Source organism: uncultured Henriciella sp., assembly GCF_964005855.1.
Taxonomy (GTDB): Bacteria; Pseudomonadota; Alphaproteobacteria; order Caulobacterales; family Hyphomonadaceae; genus Henriciella.
In genome coordinates, this window is record NZ_CAXFSW010000003.1 from 243,916 (window position 1) to 260,581 (window position 16,666).

A 16,666-nucleotide genomic window follows, 5' to 3' on the forward strand; every position below is an offset into this window, starting at 1 on the left:
CCAAACAGGCATACTCGACAGCCGATAGGAGTCGCCCGCCTTGTCAGACCAGCTCTTCATCCATCTTGCCGTGCGCACCAGCTTTTCGCTTCTGGAAAGCATGATCACGCCGAAGGCATTGAAGGCATGGGCTGTCGACAATGCCGTGCCGGCCGTTGCCGTGACAGACCGCAACAATCTTTTTGGGGCGCTGGAGATTTCAGAGACGCTGGCGGGCGCTGGCGTGCAGCCGATCATGGCGTGCTGCTTCGATGTCACCGATGGGGGGCATCAGGAATGGCTGACGCAGGTGTCGGTCTATGCCCAGAATGAAGCGGGCTACAAAAGGCTGATGGAGCTGTCTTCCTTTGCCTATCTGGAAGCGGCCGATGGCGTTCCGCGCCTCAGGCGTGAGCACCTTTTCGAGAAGACAGACGGGCTGATCCTTCTGACCGGCGGCTCGCGCGGTGAAGCGGCGCAATACATCCTGAAAGGCAAGCAGGCCGAGGCCGAGGCGACGCTTTCGGAGTTTGCGAAAGCCTATCCCGGCCGCTGCTATGTCGAGATCACGCGTCATGGCCTGCCGGAGGAAGCCTCCGCCGAACCGGGCCTGCTGGAGGCGGCCTACAAGCTGGGCCTGCCGCTGGTGGCAACACATGATGCGCGTTTCCTCAAACCCGACGATGCTGACGCGCATGACGCGATGATGTGTATCGCGAATGGCGAATATCTCGGCCAGGATGACCGCAAGCGGGTGGCGCCAGAGCAGTATCTCAAAAGCTCGGCGGAGATGATCGAGCTTTTCTCCGATCTGCCCGAAGCAATCGGGTCCACGGTGGAGATTGCCAAACGGTGCGCTGTGCGGGCACGGACCCATGAACCTATCCTGCCGAATTTCGGCGACGGCTCGCGTTCCGAGTTCGATGAGCTGCGGGTGCAGGCTGAAGAAGGGCTGGAGAAACGTCTCGCTGAAGCGCCGCAGCTCTATGCGCCAAAGGAAACCTATATCGAGCGGCTGAACTATGAGCTCGGCATCATCAAGAAGATGGGCTTTCCGGGTTACTTCCTGATCGTTGCCGACTTTATCAAATGGGCGAAGGAGCAGGGGATTCCGGTGGGGCCGGGCCGGGGGTCTGGCGCGGGCTCGGTCGTTGCCTGGGTGCTGACGATCACCGACCTCGATCCGCTGCGGTTCGACCTTCTCTTTGAGCGCTTCCTCAACCCGGAACGCGTGTCGATGCCGGACTTCGACGTCGACTTCTGTCAGGAGCGGCGCGGTGAGGTTATCCGCTATGTCCGCGACAAGTATGGCGCCGAAAGCGTCGCGGCGATCATCACCTTCGGTACGCTGCAAGCCAAGGCTGTGGTGCGCGATGTCGGCCGGGTGATGCAGATGCCTTACGGGCAGGTGGACCGGCTGGCCAAGCTCATCCCGTTCAATCCGGCCAATCCGCCAAAGCTTCAGGACGCCATCGACGACGAGCCGAAATTCGACGACGAGATTGCGCAGGACCCCCGCGTTGGCGAGTTGCTGGAGACGGCCCTGGCGCTGGAAGGGCTTTACCGGAATGCCGGCACGCACGCCGCCGGTGTGGTCATCGGCGACCGGCCTCTGACCGAGATTGTTCCGCTCTACAATGATCCGCGTTCGGATCTGCCGGCCACGCAGTTCAACATGAAATGGGCTGAAGCTGGCGGCCTCGTGAAATTCGACTTCCTTGGCCTGAAGACGCTGACGGTGATCGACCGCGCGCTGAAATTCATCCGCCGCGACGGCCGCGATGTAGGGCCGGAATGGGCTTCGCTGGATGACAAGGACACCTATGAGCTGATGGCGAGCGGCCAGACGCTGGGTGTCTTCCAGCTGGAAGGCCAGGGCATGCGCGATACGCTGCGCAAGGTACGCCCGAATGATCTCGAGGACGTGATTGCCATCATCTCGCTTTACCGCCCGGGCCCGATGGATAACATTCCGGTCTATGTGGCCGGCAAGGAAGACCCGAAGAATGTAAGCTACCAGCATCCGGATCTGGAGCCCATTCTGGACGCGACCTATGGCGTGCCTGTCTATCAGGAGCAGGTCATGCGGATGGCGCAGGAAATCGCCGGCTATTCGCTCGGCGAAGCTGACCTTCTGCGCCGCGCCATGGGTAAGAAGAAGGTTGAGGAAATGGTTGCCCAGCGGGCCCGCTTCCTTAAGGGCGCGAAGGAACTGAAAGGGATCGAGGAGAAGCTCGCCAATGAGATCTTCGATACGATGGAGAAGTTCGCGGGCTATGGCTTCAACAAGTCCCACGCCGCCGCCTATGCGCTGATCGGCTATCAGACAGCGTATCTGAAGCGGCACTTCCCGGTCGAATTCCTCGCCGCTTCGATGAGCCTCGATATCCACAACACTGACAAGCTCGCGGCCTTCGTGCAGGAAGCAAAGCGTCTGGAAATTCCGATCATCAATCCGGACGTCAATCGGTCGACAGCCGATTTTGACGTGGAGGAGGGCGCACTTGTCTATGCGCTTGGCGCGTTAAAGGGCGTCGGGCTTGAAGCGATGCGCCATGTCGAGGCTGAGCGGGCAGTCCGCGGGCGGTTCCAGTCGCTCCACGACTTTGCAGAACGCGTGGATCCCAAATCGGTCAACAAGAAGTGCTTCGAGCAGCTTTCGCGCGCCGGGGCTTTTGACGCGCTGGAGCCGAACCGGGCGACGGTGCTGGGGTCTGCGCACCTGCTGGCGGCCATGGCGGTGTCGGCGGCAGAGGACCGGGCCGGCGGGCAGGGTGGTCTGTTCGGTGATGCAGAGCCTGCGGTGCGCGCCACGATACAGGACATGCCCTCATGGAATGGGCAGCAGACGCTGGATGAGGAGTTTGCAGCCGTAGGCTTCTACCTCTCCGGCCACCCGCTGGACGATGTCCTCGATAGCCTTGAGGAAGGGCGCATCACGCTGTCGAATGAGATTGCCGATGTCGCCATGGACGGGCGGCCGCTCGAGCTGATCGGGGTGGTGCGCCGGCGCGTCGAGAAGCCGGCCCGAAATGGCGGCAAGTTTGCCTTCCTGACCCTGTCAGACCCGACCGGCGAGGTCGAGCTGATGGTCATGCCGGAAGTTCTCGACAATTTCCGCGATCTCATGGCCCCAGGCAACAGTATCTGCGTTATGGTCAATGTGCGCCGCCAGGATGAGGAAATCCGCCTGTCGGTGAAAAATGTGAAGCCGATTGAGAAGGCGCGCATCGGCAAGAAGGCCAAGGCGCTCGTCGTGCGACTCTCGCGCGGGGCGAATTTTGCCGAGCTGGCCGCCGTTGCTGAACGTCTGGTCCATGCGCCGGGCGCGGACAGGGGCGAAATCTATCTGGAGCTGCCGCTCGCGGATGGACGGATCGTCTCGATGAAACTGCCGGATGTCTATTCGACAGGACTTGAGGCCCTTCGCGCCCTCAAGATGGCGTCCGGAGTCTCCCGCGTCGACACGATGGCAGCCTGACAAAGCCCGGTTGCAATCAGGCCCGATTTACGTATATGGCAGCGGTCTAAACCCCCGATGCGCGGACTATCCGGTGTCGGGCTCAGTGGTTTGAGCCCGATAGTGTCCGTGCCGGTCAACCGGAAGAGGAAAATTGATATGGCACTGCCTGAATTCACGATGCGTCAGCTGCTCGAAGCCGGCGTTCACTTCGGCCACCAGACCCACCGCTGGAATCCCAAGATGAAACCGTACATCTATGGGGATCGCGCGGGTATTCACATCATGGACCTGTCCAAGACGGTCCCGCTGCTTCACCAGGCACTCGTCCAGGTTCGCGACACGGTCGCGCAGGGCGGCCGCGTGCTGTTCGTCGGCACCAAGCGCCAGGCAGCCCAGCCGATCGCAGAGGCGGCAGAGCGCTCTGCACAATACTTCATGAACCATCGCTGGCTGGGCGGCACGCTCACCAACTGGGCGACCGTTTCCAAATCGATCAAGCGTCTTCGCGAACTCGACGAAGTGCTTTCCGACCGTGACGCCTCCGGCCTCACCAAGAAGGAGCTTCTGGTTGTCGAGCGTGAGCGCGACAAGCTCGAGCGTGCGCTGGGCGGTATCGCCAATATGGGCGGCCTGCCGAGCCTCATGTTCGTGATCGACACGAACAAGGAGCAGATCGCCATCAAGGAAGCCAAGAAGCTTGGCATTCCGGTCATTGCTGTCATCGACACCAATTGCGATCCGGACGATGTCGACTTCCCGTTCCCGGGCAATGACGACGCCGCCCGCTCGATCTCGCTCTATTGTAACCTGATCGCTGACGCGGTCCTCGACGGCCTGGCCGAATCTTCTGCCGGTCTCGATCTGGATCTCGGCGAATCGGAAGATGTGGAAGCCATGGCGAGCGCCGATGTCGCCGCTGCTGATGCGGCTGCTGCCGAAGCCAGCGCGACAAGCGAGGCTGAAGCTGGCGCTGAAGAAAGCAAGGGCGGCGAAGAAGCCAAAGCCGAAAGCTGATTTCAAACCTTAATCTGGAAGGATCTTAGAGATGGCACAGATCACCGCCGCTCTGGTCAAGGACCTGCGCGACCGTACGGGCGCAGGCATGATGGACGCAAAGAAAGCGCTTGTTGAGAATGATGGCGACGCAGAAGCCGCCGTTGACTGGCTGCGCGCCAAGGGCCTGTCCAAGGCCGCCAAGAAAGCTGGCCGCGCTGCGGCTGACGGCCTTGTGGCTGCACTGCTGTCCTCCGACGGCAAGTCCGGCACGCTGGTAGAGCTGAACGCCGAAACCGACTTCGTTGCCCGTAACGAGAAATTCCAGGCCGCGCTTGCCGGTATCGCCAAGACGGCGCTGGAAACCGACGGGTCGCTGGAAGCTGTCCAGAATGCGCCGGCCCCGCAGGGCGATGGCACGGTCAATGACATGATCACCGGCCTCGTTGCGACGATCGGTGAGAACATGACGCTTCGCCGCGTGACCAAGCTGACGGCCGAAGGCGGTCAGGTGGCTGCTTATGTTCACAGCCCGGAAGCTGAGAATATGGGCAAGATCGGCGTTCTCGTGGCTGTCGAAGGCAGCGACACGGACAAGCTCGCCGATGCGGGCCGCAAGGTCGCCATGCACGTTGCTGCAACCAACCCCGCTTCGGCAACGACAGAAGATCTCGATCCGGAGCTGGTCAACCGTGAGCGCCAGGTCCTGACCGACCAGGCTCGCGAAAGCGGCAAGCCGGACAATGTCATCGAGAAGATGATCGAAGGCCGCCTGAAGAAGTTCTACAAGGAAGTCGTGCTCGTCGAGCAGCCTTTCGTGATGAACCCGGACCAGACGGTTGGCGAATTCCTCGAAGAGCAGGGCGCCACGCTGAAAGGCTTTGTGCGCTTTGGTCTCGGTGAAGGTGTCGAGAAGGAAGAAGACGACTTCGCTGCAGAAGTTGCTTCGATGACGTCCGGCTCCTAAGGCCACAGAATCGGCTTCTAAAAGTCTCCCGGCTGCCCATGACAGGCAGCCGGGAATCCTTTACGAGCTAATCGGCCTTGGGAGACGTTCATGACACCAGAAGACGATCATAGCGGCGAGCTCGTCTATAAACGCGTTCTCCTGAAACTTTCCGGCGAAGCCCTGATGGGGCCTTCCGAGTTTGGCATCCACATGCCAACCTGTCTGAAGTTTGCTGAAGAGATCGCCGGGGCAATCAAACAGACCGGTGTTGAGCTTTGCCTGGTTATCGGCGGCGGAAACATCTTCCGTGGTCTTGCCGGGGCCGCCAATGGCATGGACCGCTCGCAGGCCGACTCCATGGGCATGCTCGCGACCGTCATGAATGCGCTGGCCATGCAGAGCGCGCTGGAGCAGATCGGCACACCCACCCGGGTTCAGTCCGCCATTCCGATGGATACGGTGTGTGAGCCCTATATTCGCCGCCGTGCGATCCGTCATATGGAGAAGGGCCGCGTGGTGATCTTCGCGGCGGGGACGGGCAATCCGTATTTCACAACCGACACCGGCGCCGCGCTTCGGGCCGCCGAGATGAATTGCGGCGCCATGTTCAAGGGCACGCAGGTCGATGGCGTCTATTCGGCAGACCCCAAGACCCATGCCGATGCAGAACGTTATGAAAAGCTCGGCTATCAGGAAGTGCTGGCGCGCGATCTTCGCGTCATGGATGCCTCCGCCGTCAGCCTGATGCGCGATACAAGCATTCCAATCGTCGTTTTTTCGCTCCACAAGAAGGGCGCGTTGCTTGACGTGCTGCGTGGTGTCGGAACATCGACGCTCATCTCTTAATGTGCGAGAACCAGTCTCATGAGTATAAACAAGAAAGACCTTGAGCGCCGGATGGATGGCGCGATTTCATCGCTTCAGTCGGACCTGGCGGGGCTGAGAACGGGCCGCGCATCCCCGAACCTGCTCGATACGGTGAATGTGCCGGCTTATGGCTCGACCGTGCCGCTGAACCAGGTCGGCTCCGTCTCTGTGCTCGATGCGCGCACCCTGTCGGTGAATATCTGGGACAAGTCGGTTGTCGGCGCAGCTGACAAGGCGATCCGGGAATCGGGGCTCGGCCTTAATCCGGTGACCGATGGCACCACGCTGCGGATTCCCATTCCGGTGCTGAATGAGGAACGCCGCGCCGAGCTTTCGAAGATCGCTGGCAAATATGCAGAGCAGGCCCGTGTCGCCGTGCGCAATGTGCGCCGCGACGGCATGGACCAGCTCAAGAAGGCTGAAAAGGATGGCGAGATCAGCAAGGACGAGGCCCACGGCCTGTCTGATGACGTTCAGAAGATGACCGATACGCACATCGCGCGTATTGAGGACATCGTGAAAGCCAAAGAAGCGGAGATCATGCAGGTTTGAGTGCCCAGCCAGCATCCACCGGTGACCCGAAACTTGCTGCGCCCGCTGACCTGCCAACACATATTGGCGTCATCATGGACGGGAATGGCCGCTGGGCGACACGCAGTGGTCTGCCGCGCTCCGTAGGGCACGAGCGGGGTGTGGATGCGCTGCGCAAGACGGTGACGGCGGGCCAGAAACTGGGCCTGTCCTACCTGACCGTCTATTCCTTCTCCACAGAGAACTGGCGCCGGCCGGCCTCCGAGGTGGGTGCGCTTTTTTCCCTGCTTCGCGCTTTTATCAAGAAGGACCTGAAACGTCTCAAATCCGAGGATGTGCGGATCAGCGTCTTTGGCACCCGGTCGGGCCTGCCGCAGGATATCTGCGATCTTCTGGACTATGCGGTATCGGAAACATCTGAAAATACGCGCTTCAATCTGGGGATTGCTTTCAACTATGGCGGACGCGAGGAAATTGCGCGGGCGGCCCGCCGAGTCGCTCGCAAGGTGATGGAGGGGGAGCTGTCGCTCGAGGAGCTGGATCAGGATGCGATCTCGGCCCATCTGGACACATCCGAGTTTCCCGACCCGGACGTCATTATCCGCACGGGTCAGGAACATCGTCTCAGCAATTTTCTCGTCTGGCAGTCGGCCTATTCGGAGCTCGTTTTCATGGATGTTCTCTGGCCAGACTTCGGCGAGCCTCATCTCAAGGCCGCGCTGGAAACCTTTTCGGCACGCGAACGCAGGTTTGGCGGTCTGAGTTCGGGGGCCGCCTGATATGGTAGCCTCAAGGCCGGGCAGTCATAAATCGAAGGAGCTGGCGCTACGGGTTGTGTCAGCACTGGTCCTTATCCCGTTTGCCCTTTTTGTCGTTGCGACGGGCGGCCTGATCCTCGCCATTGCCTGCGCGGTCTTCGCCGCCATCATGGGCTATGAATGGGCGCGCATGACCGCCTCGCCGATCATGCCGGCAACGGCGGTCCTCTCGGCGGCCTGTGTCATTGGCGCCTATCTTGGCGACTGGAGCGTCGCCTTCATTGCGCTTCTTGTCTCTGCAGCGATCATCGGACTCATCCATCCTTCCAGGCCAGGCGAGCGCGCGGTCGCCGCCTTTGGGGTTTTCTATAGTGCCGGCCTGCCGCTTGGGCTGTTCTTCCTGCGCGATGGCGTGTGGTACGGCCAGGCGGCGGCTCTAATACTTATGGGGACGGTCTGGGCTTCAGATACCGGGGCGTATTTTGCCGGACGAGGTTTTGGCGGCCCGCCTTTGTCGCCCCGCGATTCGCCGTCCAAGACCTGGAGCGGTGCCATCGGCGCTGTCGTCTGCAGCGCGCTTTGCGGTCTGATCGCCGCCGGTCTGCTCGATGCCTCGCGCATCGCTTGGCTGGCAGCAGGGGTCATGATTTCGGTTGTTGCCCAGTGGGGTGACCTGTTCGAATCCTCTCTCAAGCGGCGTTACGGCGTCAAGGATACGAGTGGTTTCCTGCCGGGCCATGGCGGGGTCATGGACAGGGTCGACGGCCTTGGTATGGCCGCTGTGTTCTGCGCCGGACTCCTCGCGCTTGCAGAAGGCATTCATGCCGCGCTCGGACTATCGGCAGGCTGATGACCAAGCGTATCAGTATTATTGGGTCGACCGGCTCTATCGGACAGTCTGCGCTATCGGTTGTGGCGTACGCTAACACGATGGGTGAGGGCCCCCGCTTCGAAATCGAGGCGCTGACGGCGCAGTCCAGTGTCGACTCCCTCGCCAGACAGGCCTGCCGTTTCGGAGCGAAGCGTGCGGTCATCGGGGATGAGACACTATATGGCGAGCTCAAGGAGAGGCTGGCCGGCTCCGGTGTTGAGCCCGCGGCTGGCAGCGCCGAGATCGTTGCCGCAGCGTCTATCCCCGTCGACCGTGTCGTCGCCGCAATTGTCGGGATCGCCGGATTGAGGTCCACCTATGCCGCGCTCGCAGCCGGAAATTCGGTGGCGCTCGCCAACAAGGAGAGCATGGTCTGCGCCGGGCCGCTCCTGAGGAAGACGGCGGCCAGGACCGGCGCGGCGATCGTGCCGACCGACTCAGAACACAATGCGATGTTCCAGGTGATGGAGAACCCGCTGGATGTCGACCGGCTCATCCTGACGGCCTCGGGTGGGCCATTCCTGCGCACGCCGCTGAACCGTCTGAAGACTGTGACGCCCGATGAAGCCTGCGCGCATCCTCGCTGGTCGATGGGGCGCAAGATCTCTGTCGACAGTGCGAGTTTCATAAACAAGGCGCTTGAGCTGATCGAGGCGTCCTTCCTGTTTGACGTTCCGGAATCGCGCATCGATGTTCTGGTGCATCCGCAGTCTGTGATCCATTCAATGGTCAGCTATGTTGACGGCTCATTCCTTGCACAGCTTGGGACGCCAGACATGCAGACGCCTATCGCACACGCTTTGACCTGGCCGGACCGCCGGGTGACGACGTCGGTCGAGCGGCTAGACCTTGCCGCTATTGCGCGGCTCGATTTCGAAGAGGTCGATGACGCGCGCTTTCCTGCGATCCGGCTGGCGCGTGAAGCGCTGCGTGACTCGAATGCCGCGTTGATTGCCATGAATGCTGCCAATGAGATCGCGGTGGATGCGTTTCTGGACGGCAGGTGCCGCTTTACGGATATCAACCAGATCGTCGAAACAGCCGTCTCGGCCGCCGGACAGCTCTTGTCCGGCCATGACGGCGAGCCGGGTCTTGAGGATATTGTGGCGATGGATGAGAAGGCGAGAGCCTTTGGCGGGGACCTCGTAGAAACTGGGCGGATCGAGACAAAGAGCGAAATCTGATGAGCGGAATAGTTACCCAGGGCCCGATTTTTATTGTCTGCCTCGTCTTTTTACTTGGCGTCGTCGTCGTCATTCACGAGCTTGGGCACTATGCCGCCGGCCGGGCCTTTGGTGCTGCGGTAGAGTCCTTTTCCGTCGGTTTTGGCAAGCCGATCATGGAATTTATGGACAAGCGCGGGACGCGCTGGCGCGTCAACTGGATCCCTCTGGGGGGCTTTGTGAAATTTGTCGGTGAAGGCCAGCTGCCAGGCGATGTCGGCAAGGTGGAGGAGGGCCCCTCTGGCAAGCCATTCCATGAGATCGGTGTCTGGCCGCGCACGGTCGTTGCTGCTGCCGGGCCGGCTGCGAACTTTGTGCTGGCCGCCCTGATCTTCGGACTCTTCTTCTATTTCAACGGCTCTTACCAGGCCCGTGTCGGTGTCGTGGAGGTGCTGGAGAATAGCGCCGCTGCCGAAGCCGGTATCGAAGAAGGTGATGTCTTCGTGTCCATAGATGGCGACATGATCGAGAATGCGGGTGACCTGCAGACCATCGTGACCATGTCGAGCAATACGCCGCTTCGGACGGTTGTGGAACGTGGCGGTGAGACCGTTGAGCTCATCGTCACGCCCAAGCGCCAGATGCGCGAGAATGCGGTGGGCCAGGTCCAGCCGCTCGGGACGATGGGGGTCATGCTTCAGGAGATGCGCGATACGGCGACCCGGGTGGACTATAATCCGGTCGAAGCGCTCGCCATGGGCGGCGTGCAAACCTGGGATACGGTTGCAAAGACCACGGACCTTATCGGCCACATGATCACGGGCAAGGAGGCGTTGAGCACGCTCAGCGGTCCGGTGGCGATCGGCGATGTCAGCCGCCGGGTCGTCAACCGTACGATGGAAAACGATTCCGTGCCGCTGGCAGACCGTCTCACGGCCCTGTTCTGGAGCATGATGAGCATCTGCGCGGCAGTCTCTGTAGGAATTGGATTCTTTAATTTACTTCCATTTCCTGTGCTGGACGGTGGTCACATCGTTTTCAATTGCTATGAAGCAATTGCCGGCAAGCCGATGCCGGCCCGGGTGCAGGAGGGCGCCCTGATGGCTGGTATGGCTTTGCTGCTTGGGATGTTTGTCTTCATCACATGGGGCGACGTACTGGAAACAGGGCTGTTCAACGGCACGCGGGGCTGATAGCCGAACGTCGAAGTAAATTGAGAGTCTTGCCATGCGATCAGTGTTCGCCGCCTCGATGATTAGTGTTGCCACCGCTCTCGGTGCTTCCGCCCTATCGGGTTCACTACTGACGGCGAAGGCCCAGGCCCCTGAATCCGCAGAAAGGATCCGGGCCATCCAGGTCGAAGGCAATGAGCGGATCGAAGACCGGACGATCCAGTCCTATCTTCTGGTTGAGCCGGGCGACCCGTTCGATGCGGAGCGAATCGATCTCTCCCTGAAAACACTTTTCGCGACAGGCCTGTTCGCGGATGCGTCTTTCGAGAAGTCCGGCCAGGACCTCATCGTGCGCGTGGTCGAGAACCCGATCATCAACCGCGTTATCTTTGAGGGTAACAGCGCCATCGACGACGACAAGATGCGTGAAGAAATCCAGGTGGCGCCGCGCGGTATCTTCACCGCAGCCCGCGTCCAGTCTGACGTCCAGCGCATCCTCGAACTCTATCGCCAGTCCGGGCGATTTGCCGCGACGGTGGAACCGCAATACAAGCCGCTTGAACAGAACCGGGTCGATCTGGTTTTCGTGATCAATGAAGGTCCGGTCACCGGCGTGAGGGCCATCAACTTCATCGGCAATGAAGAATATGCCGACCGGCGCCTGCGCAGCGAAATCGCCACGCGTCAGTCGCGCTGGTGGCGTTTCTTCAGCTCGAACGACAATTACGATCCGGGTCGTCTGGAATATGACCGCGAACTGCTGCGCCAGTTCTACCAGAATAATGGCTATTACGACTTCCGCGTCGTCTCCGCTGTGGCCGACCTCACCCCGGACCAGGAAGATTTCTATATCACCTACACGGTGGATGAAGGTGACCAGTACAATTTCGGGACAGTCGCGGTTGAGACGGAACTCGACAAGCTCAATGGCGAGTCGCTGCGCAATGCGTTGAATCTGACCGAAGGCGACCTGTTCCGTGGCAACCAGATCGAGAATGCGATCGATACGCTGACCTATGCGGCCGGTATCGCTGGCTATGCATTCGTCGACATCACCCCTGACCTGCGCCCCAATCCGGAAACCAACACGGTTGATGTGACCTTCCAGATTGATGAGGGCCCTCGTGTCTATATCGAGCGGATCAATATCGTCGGCAATACACGCACGCTGGACAAGGTGATCCGGCGCGAACTTCGTGTGGCAGAGGGCGACGCCTTCAACCGCGTTCTCCTGGACCGGTCGCGCAACCGGGTTCGCGCGCTCGGCTACTTCAAGAATGTCGAGATCACTGAAAACCCGGGCTCTGAGCCTGATCGCACCGTGGTCGACATCAGCGTGGAAGAACAGCCGACGGGCGAGCTCTCCTTTGCTGCTGGTTATTCCTCGGTCGATGCCTTCCTGTTCGATGTCAGCGTTTCCGAACGCAACTTGCGTGGCCGCGGGCAGACCGCCATTGCGCGTGTATCGGCGTCCCAGCGCCAGCAATATGTCGATCTGCGCTTCCGCGAGCCGCGTTTCCTTGACCGCAATCTTGCGGCGGGGATCGATCTTTTTTCCTCGCGTTCTGACTTCTCGAATATCGGGCAGGGAGGCTTTACGTCGGATACAATTGGCGCGGGCGTAAATGTGGGCTTCCCGCTAACAGAAAACACCAACCTAGGTTTGCGCTATCGACTCCAGCGTGACGAGCTCGACATAGAACTTGGAAATGTTGTAGTGGATTCGACCGGTGATCGCCTGTTTGTAACCGATACCTTTGATAATGGTACGCCGGACGACCCAAGTGACGATACCACATTTGATAGGCCGGCTGTGCCAGGAGATGATCTTCCGGACTCGGCGCTAGTTGTCGATGCGTGTTCGCCTATTTACAATCAACGTAGCTTCACGAATTGCCGAAATGAGCGCGCTGAAATTTCGTCAATCGTTGGCTACACCTTCAATTGGGACCGCCGGAACGATCCGATCCAGCCGACCGGCGGCTTCGACTTCTCGTTCAGTCAGGATGTGGCAGGCCTCGGGGGCGATGTTCAGTATATCCGTACCGAGACATCCGCGGCCACCTATCGCGGTATCTTCAAGGGCGTGCGCGCCAGTGTTCGGCTTTCCGGCGGCTTTATCACTTCGTGGAACGAGGATGACGGCATCCGGATCAACAACCGCTTCTTCCGGGGCGGCAGCAATTTCCGCGGCTTTGATGTCGCCGGTCTCGGCCCGCGCCGTATTGTTCGCGAGGTTGATGCGGACGGCAATGTCCTGCGCACTCGCCGCGGCCGCGCCCTTGGCGGCAAGGCCTATTATCAGGGGACAGCAGAGCTGACCTTCCCCAACTTCCTGCCAGACGAGTACGGAATCGATACCGCGCTGTTCGTGGAAGCTGGCTCCGTTGGCATGCTTGATGATATCGACATCGAACCTGTGCAGGAAGCCCTTCTCAGCCCGGACGTGGCTGCAGTGGAATTGTCCAAGACGGGTATGGGGCTTCGTGCCTCGGCCGGTCTCTCGGTGGGCTGGGACTCGCCGTTCGGGCCGATCCGGTTCGATTTCTCGCAAATCATCAGAAAAGAAGAGTACGACCGGACGGAAACCTTCCGGTTCAGTACCTCAACCCGCTTCTAGAAGTTCTCAGGAGGAACTCATGAAACTCTTCAATGCCGCCATGGCATCTTTCGCAACGCTTATCGCCGGCGCGTTCGTCGCAGCGCCGGTTGCTGCCGCACAGGGCACATCCGTCGTCGTGATCGACCAGGAACGCATCATGACGCAAAGCCAGGGCGGGCAGGATATTGCCGCCAAGGTCGAGCAGATCGGGACGACTATCCAGTCGGAACTCACCCCGGAAGCCACCGCGATCCAGGAACAAGGCCAGTCGCTTGAAACGCGCACCGCCAATATGTCCATGGAAGCCATCGCTGCCGATGAAGCACTGCGCACCGAAGTCGAGGCCTATGCCCAGCGTGCCCAGCAGTTCAATCGCAAGCGCCAGATCGCCGCTGCCGAGCTTCAGGCCACCGAACGGGCCGCCTGGATGAAATTCTTCCAGGCCCTTCAGCCGGTGCTCGAAGAGGTCGTCACCGAGACGGGCGCCGATGTCATGCTCGACAGCTCGCAGGTGGTCTGGTCCGCAGAAGCCATCGATGTGACCCAGTCGGTCATCACGAAAATGAACGCGGCGATGCCGACAGTTGAGGTCACCCGTCAGACTCTTCCGGCCCAGGCGCGTCAGCAGATCCAGCAGCAACAGCAGTAGTTGAACTCCCATGGCGGTCGATCCTCGGTTCTTTGAGGCCCTGGGGCCCGTCTCGCTGGGCGAACTTGCCCGGGAGACAGGCGCCGACTGCCGCGGAGATACAGGCCGGCTGATCAAGAGCGTCGGGTCCGCGGCAAACGCGGGATCCGACGAGATCTGCTATTATGACGCGAAAAAGCCGCCGGAAGAGGGGGCTGTCAGCTCCAATGCCGGCGCCTGCTTTATTCGTGCCGACTTTGCAGATCGTCTCCCCGAGGGGGTGGCGGCGCTGGTCTGTCCGTTTCCGCGCCTCGCCCATGCGCTTGCCGCGCGAAGACTTATCCGCTTTCGGGACTGGGGTGACGAAAGCCGTCCCCACACGCCCACCAGTATTCACGCGACGGCCCGGATTGCGCCGACCGCCCATATCGGGGCAGGGGCCGCCATCGGGGAACGGACAATCGTTGCGCCGAATGCGGTAATTGGGCCTGGCGTCCAGATCGGGCGCGATTGCGTCATTGGCGCGAATACCAGCATCCAGTCCGCCCTGATCGGGAATAGCGTCAAAATCTATTCGGGTGCGCGGATCGGCGAAGCCGGCTTCGGTGTGATGCCGGGGCCGGGCGGGGCAGAGGATGCGCCGCAATATGGACGCGTGATCCTGCAGGACGGGGTCACGATCGGCGCCAATTCCTGCGTGGATCGCGGTGCGTTCGACGACACGATCCTTGGCGAGAATACAAAGATCGATAATCTCTGCCAGATCGCCCATAATGTGGTCGCCGGACGCAATGTCCTCATGGCCTCCTTTGCGGGGATTTCCGGCTCTGTGACCATAGGCGACGGGGTTCATCTGGGCGGGCGGGTTGGCATCGCCGATCATGTCGTCATTGGCGACAATGCCCAGATTGCGGCCTCTGCAGGCGTCTTTCGTGAGATCCCGTCCGGTGAGACGTGGGGCGGTGTTCCGGCGCGGCCTGTAAGGGAATGGATGCGCGAGATCGCCTGGCTGCAGAAGCAGACCTCAAGAGAAAGACGCAAGACGTGAGCATTGAAATCCACCCCACCGCAATCGTCGAAGACGGCGCCGAGCTTGGAGAAGGTGTCAGCATTGGTGCCTTTGCCTATATCGGCGGCAAGGTGAAGCTGGGCGACAATTGCCACATCCACCAGAGAGCGACCGTCACGGGCCAGACGGATATCGGCGCCGATGTGGAGATCTTTCCTGGCGCCGTCATTGGCACGGCGCCGCAGATCCTGAACTTCAAGGATGATGGCACCTCCCGTCTGACGATTGGCGAGGGAACAGTTATCCGTGAGCATGTGACGGTTCATGGTGGATCGCCCGCGCATGGCGGGCTGACGAGTGTGGGCAGTCACTGCCTGCTCATGGTCGGCGTCCACATCGCCCATGACTGCCATGTCGGCGACAAGTGTGTATTCGCGAACAATGTGGCGCTGGGCGGCCATATCGTCATCGCCGACCAGGTCTGGATGGGCGGACTTGCGGCTGTGCACCAGTTCTGCAGGATCGGTCAGCATGCTTTTGTGGGTGGCGGCGCCATCGTTGTTGCTGATGTCATTCCCTATGGCTCCGTCATAGGAAACCACGCCCATCTTGCCGGGCTCAATATTGTCGGCATGAAGCGCCGCGGTTTCAGCCGGCAATCCATCCACGACCTTCGCGCGGCCTATCGGATGCTGTTTGCAAAGGAAGGGACGTTCAGCGAACGGGTGAAGGACGCAGAAGAAACGTATGGCGACTGCAAGGAGTTGATGGAGATCATCGATTTCATCCGCGCCAGCAAGAGCCGGTCGCTCTGCCTGCCCGACTAGGACGGGACATGTCATGAAAAAACTGGCCATCATAGCCGGTCTGGGCGACCTGCCTGTCAGTATTGCGTCGGCGGCCACGGCGCGTGGTCAGGCGGTACATGTCTTCCGTCTTTCCGGGTTTGAGGAAAAGCAGCTCGAAGCCTTCGATCACGAGACCATCGGGCTCGGACAGATCGGTCACCTCGTCAAACGACTGCGGAAGCTGGGTTGCGAGCAGGTCGTCATGGCCGGGATCGTCAAGCGGCCGAATTTCACCGATATCAAGCTGGACCTTCGCGGGGCGAAGCTGTTGCCCCGCGTTTTGAGGGCTGCCCGTAACGGGGATGATGCGCTGCTCCGCGTCGTGATCGCAGAGCTTGAGGCGGAGGGGTTTGAGGTGATTGCAGCCGAGACGGCCGCCAGTGAGCTCACAATTGAAGAGGGCGTCGTGTTCGGCCGGGCACCGGATGAGAGTGAGATGACGGACCTTCGCAAGGCTGCGCGCATCGCCGCCGAAATGGGGCGGCTGGATATAGGGCAGGGCTGTGTGGTCTGCGATGGGCTGGTGTTGGCGGTGGAGGCGCAGGAAGGCACTGACCGCATGCTTGAGCGTGTGGCGAGCCTCGATGAAGAGATTCGCGGCGGCGCCGGCGACCGTAAAGGCGTCCTCGTGAAACGCCCCAAACCCATTCAGGAAAGGCGCATCGATCTGCCGACCATCGGACCGGCGACGATTGAAGGCGCCGCGCAGGCGGGGCTGTGCGGGATTGGCCTTGAGGCAGAAGGTGCACTTCTGTTGAACCGCGACAAGATCGGTGCCCTGTGCGAGGAGAAAGGCGTTTTCCTCTTCGGCTTCCCGAAGAACTGGAGCTGAA

At 60.7% G+C, this 16,666-nt stretch carries 14 protein-coding genes; all 14 read left to right on the forward strand.

What is annotated here, in order from left to right; translation table 11 throughout:
* Nucleotides 1-40 precede the first annotated feature (40 nt).
* The 14 genes from dnaE (at nucleotide 41) to lpxI (ending at nucleotide 16,665) form a co-directional block, all read left to right on the forward strand.
* The gene (dnaE, locus tag ABNU55_RS07230) at nucleotides 41-3,460 is read left to right on the forward strand and encodes a DNA polymerase III subunit alpha (RefSeq protein WP_290748628.1); all 3,420 of its coding nucleotides are present in this window, start codon (nucleotides 41-43) and stop codon (nucleotides 3,458-3,460) included.
* A gap of 138 nt (nucleotides 3,461-3,598) precedes the next feature.
* Entirely contained in the window at nucleotides 3,599-4,456 is an 858-nt protein-coding gene (gene rpsB / locus ABNU55_RS07235) for a 30S ribosomal protein S2 (RefSeq protein ID WP_348764279.1), read from the forward strand.
* Nucleotides 4,457-4,487: 31 nt separating this feature from the next.
* Nucleotides 4,488-5,402, forward strand: a complete 915-nt coding sequence (tsf, locus tag ABNU55_RS07240; RefSeq protein ID WP_290758981.1) for a translation elongation factor Ts — start codon at nucleotides 4,488-4,490, stop codon at nucleotides 5,400-5,402.
* A 90-nt stretch (nucleotides 5,403-5,492) separates the two neighbouring features.
* Entirely contained in the window at nucleotides 5,493-6,230 is a 738-nt protein-coding gene (gene pyrH / locus ABNU55_RS07245) for a UMP kinase (RefSeq protein ID WP_290750141.1), read from the forward strand.
* A gap of 18 nt (nucleotides 6,231-6,248) precedes the next feature.
* Nucleotides 6,249-6,803 carry a ribosome recycling factor gene (gene frr / locus ABNU55_RS07250; protein WP_290750144.1) on the forward strand — a complete coding sequence of 185 codons (555 nt, stop codon included), beginning with the start codon at nucleotides 6,249-6,251 and terminating at the stop codon, nucleotides 6,801-6,803.
* On the forward strand, nucleotides 6,800-7,561 hold the full coding sequence (uppS, locus tag ABNU55_RS07255; protein ID WP_290750147.1) for a polyprenyl diphosphate synthase: 762 nt from the start codon (nucleotides 6,800-6,802) through the stop codon (nucleotides 7,559-7,561). The genes frr and uppS overlap by 4 nt, the downstream gene beginning before the upstream one ends.
* Nucleotides 7,562-7,616: 55 nt before the next feature.
* Nucleotides 7,617-8,390 (forward strand): phosphatidate cytidylyltransferase, encoded by a 774-nt coding sequence (locus ABNU55_RS07260; protein WP_290750150.1) that lies wholly within the window; start codon nucleotides 7,617-7,619, stop codon nucleotides 8,388-8,390.
* Nucleotides 8,390-9,595 carry a 1-deoxy-D-xylulose-5-phosphate reductoisomerase gene (gene dxr, locus ABNU55_RS07265; protein ID WP_290750153.1) on the forward strand — a complete coding sequence of 402 codons (1,206 nt, stop codon included), beginning with the start codon at nucleotides 8,390-8,392 and terminating at the stop codon, nucleotides 9,593-9,595. The genes ABNU55_RS07260 and dxr overlap by 1 nt, the downstream gene beginning before the upstream one ends.
* Nucleotides 9,595-10,767, forward strand: coding sequence for a M50 family metallopeptidase (locus ABNU55_RS07270; RefSeq protein ID WP_290750156.1), 1,173 nt, complete (start codon nucleotides 9,595-9,597; stop codon nucleotides 10,765-10,767). Before dxr ends, ABNU55_RS07270 begins: the two co-directional genes overlap by 1 nt.
* 34 nt (nucleotides 10,768-10,801) lie before the next feature.
* On the forward strand, nucleotides 10,802-13,366 hold the full coding sequence (gene bamA / locus ABNU55_RS07275; protein WP_290750159.1) for an outer membrane protein assembly factor BamA: 2,565 nt from the start codon (nucleotides 10,802-10,804) through the stop codon (nucleotides 13,364-13,366).
* Nucleotides 13,367-13,385: 19 nt separating this feature from the next.
* Complete coding sequence (locus ABNU55_RS07280; RefSeq protein WP_290750162.1) at nucleotides 13,386-13,997, forward strand: OmpH family outer membrane protein; 612 nt, start codon at nucleotides 13,386-13,388, stop codon at nucleotides 13,995-13,997.
* 10 nt (nucleotides 13,998-14,007) lie between these two features.
* On the forward strand, nucleotides 14,008-15,024 hold the full coding sequence (gene lpxD / locus ABNU55_RS07285; RefSeq protein WP_290750165.1) for a UDP-3-O-(3-hydroxymyristoyl)glucosamine N-acyltransferase: 1,017 nt from the start codon (nucleotides 14,008-14,010) through the stop codon (nucleotides 15,022-15,024).
* Entirely contained in the window at nucleotides 15,021-15,812 is a 792-nt protein-coding gene (lpxA, locus tag ABNU55_RS07290; RefSeq protein ID WP_290750168.1) for an acyl-ACP--UDP-N-acetylglucosamine O-acyltransferase, read from the forward strand. The genes lpxD and lpxA overlap by 4 nt, the downstream gene beginning before the upstream one ends.
* Before the next feature lie 13 nt (nucleotides 15,813-15,825).
* Complete coding sequence (lpxI, locus tag ABNU55_RS07295) at nucleotides 15,826-16,665, forward strand: UDP-2,3-diacylglucosamine diphosphatase LpxI (RefSeq protein ID WP_290750171.1); 840 nt, start codon at nucleotides 15,826-15,828, stop codon at nucleotides 16,663-16,665.
* Nucleotide 16,666: the final 1 nt, after the last annotated feature.